This is a genomic window from Sphingomonas yantingensis, from assembly GCF_014199325.1.
In the GTDB taxonomy this organism is placed as follows: domain Bacteria; phylum Pseudomonadota; class Alphaproteobacteria; order Sphingomonadales; family Sphingomonadaceae; genus Sphingomonas; species Sphingomonas yantingensis.
Genome location: NZ_JACIJJ010000001.1, coordinates 726,282 through 735,927 on the forward strand (window position 1 = coordinate 726,282; position 9,646 = coordinate 735,927).

A 9,646-nucleotide genomic window follows, 5' to 3' on the forward strand; every position below is an offset into this window, starting at 1 on the left:
GTGAAGGCGGGGTTGGGTCGGTATCCACCCCAGTGAGAAGGAACGGGTCACATGATCCAAATGCAGTCCAACCTGGACGTCGCTGACAACAGCGGCGCCAAGCGGGTCCAGTGCATCAAGGTGCTGGGCGGCTCGAAGCGCCGTACCGCGGGCGTGGGCGACGTCATCGTCGTCAGCGTCAAGGAAGCCGCGCCGCGCGGCCGCGTGAAGAAGGGTGACGTGCACCGCGCCGTCATCGTCCGCACGCGCAAGGATATCCGCCGCGCCGACGGCTCGGTCATCCGCTTCGACGGAAACGCTGCCGTGCTCGTGAACAAGAACGAGGAGCCGATCGGCACTCGTATCTTCGGCCCCGTCGTCCGCGAGCTGCGCGGCAAGGGCTATATGAAGATCATCAGCCTCGCGCCGGAGGTGCTGTAATGGCCGCCGCCAAGATCAAGAAGGGCGACAAGGTTGTCGTCCTGTCGGGCAAGGACAAGGGCCGCACGGGCGAAGTCATCGCCTCGATGCCGCGGGACGGCAAGGTCGTCGTCGCCGGCGTCAACGTCGCCGTCCGCCACAAGAAGCCCACTCAGGCCGCGCCGCAGGGCGGGCTCGAGCGCTCGGAAGCGCCGCTGCACATCTCGAAGGTCGCGCACGTGACCGCCGATGGCAAGCCGACGCGCGTCCGCTTCGAAATCCGCGACGGCAAGAAGGTTCGTGTCGCCGCCAAGACGGGGGATGTCATCAATGGCTGACACCTACACGCCCCGCCTGCGCAAGCTGTATGACGACAGCATCGCCAAGGCGATGACCGAGAAGTTCGGTTACAAGAACGCGCTCGAGATCCCGCGCATCGACAAGATCGTCCTGAACATGGGCGTCGGCGAGGCGACCCAGGACAAGAAGAAGGTCGAGCAGGCCGCTTCGGAAATGGAGCTGATCGCGGGGCAAAAGCCGGTCGTGACGCGCGCCAAGAAGTCGATCGCGCAGTTCAAGCTGCGTGAGGGCATGCCGATCGGCGTCAAGGTCACGCTTCGCCGCGAGCGCATGTACGAGTTCCTCGACCGCTTCGTCACGATCGCGCTGCCGCGCGTCCGCGACTTTCGCGGTCTGAACCCCAAGAGCTTCGACGGTCGCGGCAACTATGCCTGCGGCATCAAGGAGCAGCTGATTTTCCCCGAGATCAACTATGACCGGATCGAGAAGATCCGCGGCATGGACGTGATCGTGACCACCACCGCGAAGACCGATGAAGAGGCTCGCGAGCTCCTCCGTCTGTTCGGCTTCCCGTTCCCGCAGGTTGCGGCGGACGACGATGCCAAGCAAGCGGCTTAAGGAAGGAAGAACTTAAGTCATGGCGAAACTGAGTTCTGTGAACAAGAACGAGAAGCGTCGCAAGATGGTCGCGAAGTATGCGCCCAAGTATGCGAAGCTCAAGGCGATCGCGAACGACAAGTCGGCCGACGAGACCGACCGTCTGATGGCGCGCCTGAAGATGGCGGAGCTGCCGCGCAACGGCAATCCGACGCGCATCCGCAACCGCTGCGAGCTCACCGGGCGTCCGCGCGGCTATTACCGCAAGTTCCGTCTTGCTCGCGTCATGCTGCGTGATCTGGCCAACAAGGGCCTGATCCCCGGCGTCACGAAGTCGAGCTGGTAAGGGATCAAGACAATGGCAGTGACCGATCCCCTGGGTGACATGCTCACCCGCATCCGCAACGGCCAGCGCGCGCGCAAGGACAGCGTCCTGACGCCTGCGTCGAAGCTGCGGGCCCGCGTGCTCGACGTGCTTCAGCGCGAGGGCTATATCCGCGGCTATTCGAACGAGCAGCTGGGCCCGATCGAGGGCATCCGCATCGAGCTCAAGTATTTCGAGGGCCAGCCGGCGATCAAGCACGTCGCGCGCGTCTCGAAGCCGGGCCGCCGCGTCTATTCGGGTTCGCAGGAGCTTCCGCGCGTCCGCAACGGCCTCGGCATCACGATCGTCTCGACGCCGAAGGGCGTTCTGTCCGACGCCGAAGCGCGTGAGCAGAACGTCGGCGGCGAAGTGCTGGCGGAGGTGTTCTGATGAGCCGCATCGGCAAGAAGCCGGTCACCGTCCCCTCGGGCGTGACGGCGAACATCGCTGGCGGTGAGCTCAGCGTGAAGGGGCCCAAGGGCACCCTCACCATGCCGCTCGCCGACGACATCAAGTACGAGACCGTCGACGGCGGCATCTCGGTGCAGCCGGCCAACGAGACCAAGCGCGCTCGCGCGTTCTGGGGCATGCAGCGCACGCTGGTGCAGAACCTGATCACCGGCGTGACCGAGGGCTTCTCGAAGAAGCTGCTCATCACCGGTGTCGGTTACCGCGCCAACGCGCAGGGCAAGACCCTGAAGCTGCAGCTCGGCTACAGCCACGACGTCAATTTCGAGATCCCCGAGGGGATCGAGATCAAGACGCCGGATCAGACCACGGTCGAGATCAGCGGCATCGACAAGCAGAAGGTCGGCCAGGTCGCCGCGGAAATCCGCCGGTGGCGCAAGCCCGAGCCCTATAAGGGCAAGGGTATCAAGTACGCCGACGAGTTCATCTTCCGCAAGGAAGGGAAGAAGAAGTAATGAGCAAGGGTCTCTCTCTCTTCGAGAAGCGGCGTCGCCGCAACCGTACTGCGCTCCGCGCGCGGGCCGGCCTTCGTCCCCGTCTGTCGGTGCACCGTTCGGGCCGTCACATCTATGCCCAGGTGATCGACGATACCGAGGGCAAGACGCTGGCCTCGGCCTCGAGCCTCGTGAAGGGCGGCGGGCAGATCGGCGCGACCGTCGCGTCGGCGGCGGAAGTCGGCAAGAAGCTTGCCGAGGCAGCCAAGGCAGCGGGCGTCACGCAGGTCGTCTTCGACCGCGGCGGCTTCCTCTATCATGGCCGTGTCAAGGCGCTGGCGGATGCCGCGCGTGAAGGCGGATTGGAGTTCTGACGATGGCCGACGAAAACAACCAGACCGAGACCCCGGTCGAGGCGACGTCGCCCGACGCGAACACCGGCGCCCCGCGCGGCGGCCGCGGCGGCCGTGGGCGTGGCCCCGGCGGCGGCGACAACCGCGGTCGCGGCGGCCGTGACGGCAACCGTGGTCGCCGTGACGACCGCAACCGCGACGAGGGTGGCGAGGAGCTTATCGAGAAGCTCGTCCACATCAACCGCGTGTCGAAGACGGTGAAGGGCGGCAAGCGCTTCGGCTTTGCGGCGCTGGTCGTCGTGGGCGACGGCAAGGGCCGTGTCGGCTTCGGCCATGGCAAGGCGCGCGAGGTGCCTGAGGCGATCTCGAAGGCGACGGCTTCGGCCAAGAAGAAGATGATCCGCGTGCCGCTTCGCGAGGGCCGGACGCTGCACCATGATGGCCGCGGCCATTTCGGTGCGGGCAACGTCTACCTCCGCTCGGCGCCATCGGGTACCGGCATCATCGCCGGCGGTCCGATGCGTGCGGTGTTCGAGAGCCTGGGCGTCGCCGACGTGGTGACCAAGTCGACGGGCACCTCGAACCCCTACAACATGATCCGCGCGACGTTCGAGGCGCTGGGTGAGCAGAGCTCGCCCAAGGCCGTCGCACAGCGCCGGGGCAAGAAGATCGCCGACCTGCTCGGCCGCGGTGGGTCGCAGACCGCCGAGGCTGACGCCGCGGCGCTCACGGAGTAAGCGACATGGCGACGATCAAGGTGACGCAGACGGGTTCGCCCATCCGCCGGACCAAGGATCAGCGCGCGACGCTGATCGGCCTGGGCCTCAACAAGATGCACCGGACGGTCGAGCTCGAGGATACCCCCTCGGTGCGCGGCATGATCCAGAAGGTGCATCACATGGTGTCGGTCGAGGGCTAATCCTCGATTAGACATGACAAGACGAGGGAAGGGGGCTAACGGCCCCCTTCCTGATTTTAGCGCGAACCAAGCGAAAGCGAGTGCAAGACATGAAACTGAACGACATCCGCGACAACAAGGGCGCCCGCAAGGAGCGCGTGCGCGTCGGCCGTGGCATCGGCTCGGGCCTGGGCAAGACCGCCGGCCGCGGCCAGAAGGGCGCCAAGGCGCGTTCGGGCGTCGCGATCAACGGCTTCGAGGGCGGTCAGATGCCGCTCCACATGCGGCTGCCGAAGCGCGGCTTCAACAACCCGTTTGGCAAGGACTATGCCGAGATCAACATCGGCGCCCTTCAGAAGGCGATCGACGAGGGCAAGCTCGACAAGGGCGCGACGCTCGACCAGGCGGCGCTGAACGCCGCCGGCCTGACGCGCGGCGGCAAGGACGGCGTGCGCGTGCTCGGCAAGGGCAGCCTGTCGGCCAAGCTGAGCCTCAAGGTCGCCGGCGTGTCGAAGGGCGCGCGCGAGGCGATTGAGGCAGCCGGCGGCAGCGTCGAGGTGATCGAGGTGGTTCCGGCCGCCGAGAAGGCCGCGGCCAAGAAGGGTAAGGCCCGCACCGAGCGTATGGCCGTCAAGGCCGAGAAGCAGAAGGCCGCTCAGGCCTGATTGAACGATGGGGGCGTCCGGTAACCGGGCGCCCCCACTCGTTTCCGCCGTCCGCGGCGGCACCGGGCGCTGGCAAAGACCGCCCCGGCATTAGACATCGCCGCATCACGGCCTATATGCACGAACCGGACGGGCGAAGGTTCCGCCCGCACTGATTCCCGGGACAGACATCCAGATGGCATCCGCAGCCGACAATCTCGCATCCAGCATCAGCCTGTCGAAATTCGGCAAGGCGACCGAGCTCAAGAAGCGGCTCTGGTTCACGCTGGGGGCACTCATCGTGTTCCGCATGCTCAGCTATGTGCCGCTTCCCGGCATCGACCCCACGCAGCTCAATCTGCTCGCGCAGCAGACGCAGGGCGGCGTGATGGACTTCTTCAACACCTTCTCGGGCGGCGCGCTGCAGCGCATGTCGATCATCGCGCTCGGCGTGATGCCGTACATCACCGCCTCGATCGTCGTGCAGCTCGCGACCTCGCTGTCGCCGCAGCTTGCCGCGATCAAGAAGGAAGGCGAGAGCGGCCGCAAGCGGCTCAACCAGTATACCCGCTACGGCACCGTCCTGCTGACCGCGATCCAGGGCTGGTTCATCGCTGTCGGCCTTGAGGCGTTCGGCGCCTCGGCCGGCGCACAGGCGGTGGTCGAGCCGGGGATGCTGTTCCGCGTCGGCGCGGTCGTGTCGCTGATCGGCGGTACGATGTTCCTGATGTGGTTGGGCGAGCAGATCACCAGCCGCGGTATCGGTAACGGCATCAGCCTCATCATCATGGCGGGCATCGTCGCCCACCTGCCAACCACGCTGGTCCAGCTGTTCGAGGGCAGCCGCACGGGCACCGTCGATCCGGTTCGCCTGCTCGGCATCATCGCCGCGGTCGCGGGCCTCGTCCTGTTCATCTGCTTCATGGAGCGCGCGCAGCGCCGCATCCTGATCCAGTATCCCAAGCGCCAGACCGCGCGCGGCGTCCAGGCCGAGCGCAGCCACCTGCCGCTCAAGATCAACACCGCGGGCGTCATTCCGCCGATCTTCGCCTCGTCGCTGCTGCTGATGCCAGTGACGATCAGCCAGTTCGCGGGTAAGAACATGAACGCCACCGGTGGCGGCATGTGGAATGACGTGATGATCTGGCTGAACCAGTCGCTTCAGCACGGCAGCCCGATCTACATGACGCTCTATGCGGCGGGCATCATCTTCTTCTCGTTCTTCTACACCGCGGTCGTCTTCAATCCCGAGGAGACCGCCGAGAATCTGAAGCGCTATGGCGGCTTCATTCCGGGCATCCGGCCGGGCAAGAACACGGAGAATTATTTCGATTATGTGTTGACGCGCATCACAGTGATCGGTGCGGCGTACCTGACGATCATCTGCCTGTTGCCAGAATATCTCGTCTCGGCGCTCAGCATTCCCTTCTACCTTGGTGGCACTAGCCTCCTCATCGTCGTCAACGTAACGATGGACACGGTGACGCAGATCCAGTCGCACCTGCTGGCGCACCAGTATGGCGATCTGATCAAGAAGGCGAAGCTGAAGGGCGGGCGCGTCCGCCAGTAAGGGCGGACGCCGCACGGACGGCGTTCAAAGGGGGAAAGCGTGGACATCATCCTGTTGGGGCCGCCGGGTGCGGGCAAGGGCACGCAGGCGGGCCGCCTCGTCGCCGAGCGCGGCATGGTGCAGCTTTCGACCGGCGATATGCTGCGCGCCGCGGTCAAGGCGGGGACGCCGACCGGGCTCGCCGCCAAGGCGGTGATGGAGGCGGGGCAGCTCGTGTCCGACGAGATCGTCTCGGGCATCATCGGCGAGCGGCTCGACGAGCTGGGGTCGGAGCCGGGGCTGATCTTCGACGGCTATCCGCGCACCGCGGCGCAGGCTGCATCGCTCGACGAGCTGCTGGCCGCGCGTGGGCGCAAGCTCGATTATGTGATCGAGTTGATTGTCGATGAAGAGGCGCTGGTCGAGCGCATCACCGGCCGCTTCACCTGCGCCAGGTGCGGCGAGGGATATCACGACGTGTTCAAGCTGCCCGCGGTCACGGGCACCTGCGACGTGTGCGGCTCGACCGAGTTCAAGCGCCGCCCCGACGACAATGCCGAGACCGTGCGCACGCGGATGGCCGAGTATCGCGCCAAGACCGCGCCGATCCTGCCGCACTACGAGGCGCAGGGGCTGGTGCGCCGGATCGACGGCATGGCCGACATCGCGGACGTCACCGCGGCGATCGAGGATATTCTCGGCGCACGCTGAGACCGGGCGGGGGCGGGTTCGCCCCCGCGTGCCGGGCGCTGCGCGTTATCGCACGCCGAAACCATCAAAAGGTTCCGCTTGACAGCGCGCGACTCGCTTGACAGGCGCCCGCGCGCCGCCTAGTTGGCCCTCTTCCGACACCGCGGACCACCGGCGGCGCGCTTTCGCGTCCGCCGATTCCGCATGGGCTCGGATCAACGCGACGAGATAGCGGACGTGCTGCCATGCCGTTCGCTGTGGAGCTGGGAGAATAGATTCATGGCTCGTATTGCGGGTGTCAACATCCCGACCAACAAGCGCGTGATCATCGCGCTTCAGTATATCCACGGCATTGGCCCGTCCAAGGCCAAGGAAATCACCGACAAGCTGGAAATCGCCGCGGACCGCCGCGTGCAGGACCTGAGCGACCAGGAGGTTCTTCAGATCCGTGAGGCGATCGACGCCGGCTACACCGTCGAGGGTGATCTTCGTCGCGAGACCGCGATGAACATCAAGCGCCTGATGGACCTCGCCTGCTATCGCGGCCTGCGTCACCGCAAGGGCCTGCCCGTCCGCGGCCAGCGCACGCACACCAACGCGCGCACCCGCAAGGGCAAGGCGAAGCCGATCGCGGGCAAGAAGAAGTAACTCGGTCCGCCGGACCGATTTCCTTCTTCTCCATCGGAAGGCTGGTGTGGGGCGAACAGCCCGCCGGCCTCCGTACCACGACACAAAGTCAGGATGATTTCCAATGGCACGTGAACCGCAGCGCCTTCGCCGTCGCGAGCGCAAGAACATCACCGCCGGCGTCGCGCATGTGAACGCCAGCTTCAACAACACCATGATCACGATCACCGACGCGCAGGGCAATGCGATCTCGTGGTCGTCGGCCGGCATGATGGGCTTCAAGGGCTCGCGCAAGTCGACGCCCTACGCCGCGCAGGTCGCCGCCGAGGACGCGGGCCGCAAGGCCGCCGAGCACGGTGTCCGCACGCTCGAGGTCGAAGTGAAGGGTCCGGGTTCGGGCCGCGAATCGGCGCTTCGCGCGCTGCAGGCGGTCGGCTTCCAGATCACCTCGATCCGCGACGTGACCTCGATCCCGCACAACGGCGTTCGTCCGTCGAAGCGTCGCCGCGTCTGATTTGAATATCGCGTCGCGCGGCGGTGCCGGCTGATGAAGCCGTGCCGCCGCGCGACGCCGCGTTTCGGCGGGAAGCGCCCCGTTCCCGCCCAACCCAGGGGAAGCCTGTGTCTGTCAACGCAAAGAACTGGCAGGAACTGAAGAAGCCCAACGGCCTCGAAAAGAAGTCGGGCACCGATTCGAAGCGGAAGGCGACCTTCGTCGCCGAGCCGCTGGAGCGTGGCTTCGGCCTGACGCTCGGCAATGCGCTGCGCCGTGTGCTGCTGTCCTCGCTCCAGGGCGCGGCAGTCACGTCGATCAAGATCGAGAACGTGCTGCACGAATTCTCGAGCCTGACGGGCGTTCGCGAGGACGTGACGGACATCGTCCTGAACGTCAAGCAGATCGCCCTCAAGATGCAGGGCGAAGGGCCGAAGCGCCTTCAGCTGTCGGCGACCGGCCCGGCCGAGGTCAAGGCGGGCGATATCGCCGTCACCGGCGACATCGAGGTGATGAACCCCGAGCTGGTGCTCTGCCACCTCGACGATGGTGCGACGCTCAACATGGAGCTGACCGCCGACACGGGGAAGGGCTATGTGCCCGCGACCGCCAACCGTCCGGCCGATGCGCCGATCGGCCTGATCCCGGTCGACGCGCTCTACTCGCCAGTCCGTCAGGTCAGCTACAAGGTCGAGAACACCCGCGTCGGGCAGGAACTCGACTATGACAAGCTGACACTGACGGTCGAGACCGACGGCACCGTGACCCCGGACGACGCGCTCGCCTATGCCGCGCGCATTCTCCAGGATCAGCTGGCGCTGTTCGTCCACTTCGACGATTCGGCGATGACGCGCGCGGCCCCCGCGGCCACCGCCGGCCTGCCGGCGCCCGCCGCCGATACTCCGGGCGACACCGCGACGATCAACCGCTACCTGCTCAAGAAGGTCGACGAGCTCGAGCTATCGGTCCGCAGCGCCAACTGCCTCAAGAACGACAACATCATCTATATTGGCGATCTGGTCCAGAAGACCGAGGCCGAGATGCTGCGCACGCCGAACTTCGGCCGCAAGTCGCTCAACGAGATCAAGGAAGTGCTGTCGAGCATGGGCCTTCGCCTCGGTATGGAAATCCCGGGCTGGCCGCCCGAGAATATCGAGGAAATGGCCAAGAAGCTCGAACAGGAGATCATGGGCTGAGCCGCATCGGGCTAGCTTCGGCTAGCCCGAAGACGGCGCAAGCCCGGCCGGCGAGCCATCGGCTCGTCCGACGGCGCGGCTTTGCCGCGCCGGGCCATCGACAAGGGGCTCCGCATCGCCGGAGCGACGTACACAGGGTGGCCCGACGTCCCACCTGGTCCGGGGTACCTGACACGGCCCCCGAACGAACGAAAAGGAAGATCACATGCGTCACAAGTATGGCGGCCGTAAGCTTCAGCGGACCTCGGCCCACCGCACCGCGCTGTTCCGCAACATGTCGGCCGCGCTCATCAAGCACGAGCAGATCACGACGACGGTGGCCAAGGCCAAGGAGCTTCGCCCCTATGTCGAGAAGCTGGTGACGCTGGCCAAGAAGGGCGGCCTGTCGAACCGTCGTCTGGCACATGCCCGCCTGCTCGACGATGCGCAGCTCGTGAAGCTGTTCGACGTGCTGGCCTCGCGCTATGCCGACCGCAACGGCGGCTACACCCGCATCATCAAGACCGGCCCGCGTGCCTCGGACGCCGCGCCGATGGCGATCATCGAGTTCGTCGACCGCGACGTCAGCGCCAAGGGGCAGGATTCGGGTCCGGTGATGACCGACGAGGATTTCGACGAAGCCGCCTGATCGGCC

16 protein-coding genes are annotated in these 9,646 nt (G+C 66.0%); all 16 read left to right on the plus strand.

Annotated features, from left to right (window positions below):
- Positions 1-51 precede the first annotated feature (51 nt).
- The 16 genes from rplN (at position 52) to rplQ (ending at position 9,640) form a co-directional block, all read left to right on the plus strand.
- The gene (rplN, locus tag FHR19_RS03680) at positions 52-420 is read left to right on the plus strand and encodes a 50S ribosomal protein L14 (RefSeq protein ID WP_096343776.1); all 369 of its coding nucleotides are present in this window, start codon (positions 52-54) and stop codon (positions 418-420) included.
- Positions 420-737, plus strand: coding sequence for a 50S ribosomal protein L24 (gene rplX / locus FHR19_RS03685; RefSeq protein WP_184024494.1), 318 nt, complete (start codon positions 420-422; stop codon positions 735-737). The genes rplN and rplX overlap by 1 nt, the downstream gene beginning before the upstream one ends.
- Complete coding sequence (rplE, locus tag FHR19_RS03690; protein ID WP_184024497.1) at positions 730-1,317, plus strand: 50S ribosomal protein L5; 588 nt, start codon at positions 730-732, stop codon at positions 1,315-1,317. The genes rplX and rplE overlap by 8 nt, the downstream gene beginning before the upstream one ends.
- A gap of 19 nt (positions 1,318-1,336) precedes the next feature.
- Positions 1,337-1,642: a 30S ribosomal protein S14 gene (gene rpsN / locus FHR19_RS03695; RefSeq protein ID WP_184024500.1), complete on the plus strand. Its 306-nt coding sequence runs from the start codon at positions 1,337-1,339 to the stop codon at positions 1,640-1,642.
- A 12-nt stretch (positions 1,643-1,654) separates the two neighbouring features.
- The gene (gene rpsH / locus FHR19_RS03700; protein ID WP_184024503.1) at positions 1,655-2,050 is read left to right on the plus strand and encodes a 30S ribosomal protein S8; all 396 of its coding nucleotides are present in this window, start codon (positions 1,655-1,657) and stop codon (positions 2,048-2,050) included.
- Positions 2,050-2,583 (plus strand): 50S ribosomal protein L6, encoded by a 534-nt coding sequence (gene rplF, locus FHR19_RS03705; protein ID WP_184024506.1) that lies wholly within the window; start codon positions 2,050-2,052, stop codon positions 2,581-2,583. Before rpsH ends, rplF begins: the two co-directional genes overlap by 1 nt.
- Positions 2,583-2,936, plus strand: a complete 354-nt coding sequence (rplR, locus tag FHR19_RS03710; RefSeq protein ID WP_184024509.1) for a 50S ribosomal protein L18 — start codon at positions 2,583-2,585, stop codon at positions 2,934-2,936. Before rplF ends, rplR begins: the two co-directional genes overlap by 1 nt.
- A gap of 2 nt (positions 2,937-2,938) precedes the next feature.
- Positions 2,939-3,652, plus strand: a complete 714-nt coding sequence (rpsE, locus tag FHR19_RS03715; protein WP_221228345.1) for a 30S ribosomal protein S5 — start codon at positions 2,939-2,941, stop codon at positions 3,650-3,652.
- 5 nt (positions 3,653-3,657) lie between these two features.
- Positions 3,658-3,834, plus strand: a complete 177-nt coding sequence (rpmD, locus tag FHR19_RS03720) for a 50S ribosomal protein L30 (protein WP_184024511.1) — start codon at positions 3,658-3,660, stop codon at positions 3,832-3,834.
- 89 nt (positions 3,835-3,923) lie between these two features.
- Entirely contained in the window at positions 3,924-4,478 is a 555-nt protein-coding gene (gene rplO, locus FHR19_RS03725; protein WP_184024513.1) for a 50S ribosomal protein L15, read from the plus strand.
- A 175-nt stretch (positions 4,479-4,653) separates the two neighbouring features.
- Positions 4,654-6,027 (plus strand): preprotein translocase subunit SecY, encoded by a 1,374-nt coding sequence (secY, locus tag FHR19_RS03730; protein ID WP_184024515.1) that lies wholly within the window; start codon positions 4,654-4,656, stop codon positions 6,025-6,027.
- Between the two features lie 39 nt (positions 6,028-6,066).
- Positions 6,067-6,717, plus strand: coding sequence for an adenylate kinase (locus FHR19_RS03735; RefSeq protein WP_184024517.1), 651 nt, complete (start codon positions 6,067-6,069; stop codon positions 6,715-6,717).
- A gap of 258 nt (positions 6,718-6,975) precedes the next feature.
- A complete protein-coding gene (gene rpsM / locus FHR19_RS03740) occupies positions 6,976-7,344 on the plus strand; it encodes a 30S ribosomal protein S13 (RefSeq protein WP_184024519.1) in 369 nt (122 codons plus the stop codon).
- Between the two features lie 103 nt (positions 7,345-7,447).
- Positions 7,448-7,837, plus strand: a complete 390-nt coding sequence (gene rpsK, locus FHR19_RS03745; protein ID WP_066583941.1) for a 30S ribosomal protein S11 — start codon at positions 7,448-7,450, stop codon at positions 7,835-7,837.
- A 107-nt stretch (positions 7,838-7,944) separates the two neighbouring features.
- Entirely contained in the window at positions 7,945-9,012 is a 1,068-nt protein-coding gene (locus FHR19_RS03750) for a DNA-directed RNA polymerase subunit alpha (protein WP_184024521.1), read from the plus strand.
- A 205-nt stretch (positions 9,013-9,217) separates the two neighbouring features.
- Positions 9,218-9,640: a 50S ribosomal protein L17 gene (gene rplQ, locus FHR19_RS03755; protein WP_184024523.1), complete on the plus strand. Its 423-nt coding sequence runs from the start codon at positions 9,218-9,220 to the stop codon at positions 9,638-9,640.
- The last annotated feature ends 6 nt before the right edge of the window (positions 9,641-9,646 follow it).

Coding starts and splice junctions, on each gene's coding strand:
- rplN (WP_096343776.1), top strand. CDS start 52: ATGATCCAAATGCAGTCCAACCTGGACGTCGCTGACAACAGCGGCGCC.
- rplX (WP_184024494.1), top strand. CDS start 420: ATGGCCGCCGCCAAGATCAAGAAGGGCGACAAGGTTGTCGTCCTGTCG.
- rplE (WP_184024497.1), top strand. CDS start 730: ATGGCTGACACCTACACGCCCCGCCTGCGCAAGCTGTATGACGACAGC.
- rpsN (WP_184024500.1), top strand. CDS start 1,337: ATGGCGAAACTGAGTTCTGTGAACAAGAACGAGAAGCGTCGCAAGATG.
- rpsH (WP_184024503.1), top strand. CDS start 1,655: ATGGCAGTGACCGATCCCCTGGGTGACATGCTCACCCGCATCCGCAAC.
- rplF (WP_184024506.1), top strand. CDS start 2,050: ATGAGCCGCATCGGCAAGAAGCCGGTCACCGTCCCCTCGGGCGTGACG.
- rplR (WP_184024509.1), top strand. CDS start 2,583: ATGAGCAAGGGTCTCTCTCTCTTCGAGAAGCGGCGTCGCCGCAACCGT.
- rpsE (WP_221228345.1), top strand. CDS start 2,939: ATGGCCGACGAAAACAACCAGACCGAGACCCCGGTCGAGGCGACGTCG.
- rpmD (WP_184024511.1), top strand. CDS start 3,658: ATGGCGACGATCAAGGTGACGCAGACGGGTTCGCCCATCCGCCGGACC.
- rplO (WP_184024513.1), top strand. CDS start 3,924: ATGAAACTGAACGACATCCGCGACAACAAGGGCGCCCGCAAGGAGCGC.
- secY (WP_184024515.1), top strand. CDS start 4,654: ATGGCATCCGCAGCCGACAATCTCGCATCCAGCATCAGCCTGTCGAAA.
- rpsM (WP_184024519.1), top strand. CDS start 6,976: ATGGCTCGTATTGCGGGTGTCAACATCCCGACCAACAAGCGCGTGATC.
- rpsK (WP_066583941.1), top strand. CDS start 7,448: ATGGCACGTGAACCGCAGCGCCTTCGCCGTCGCGAGCGCAAGAACATC.
- rplQ (WP_184024523.1), top strand. CDS start 9,218: ATGCGTCACAAGTATGGCGGCCGTAAGCTTCAGCGGACCTCGGCCCAC.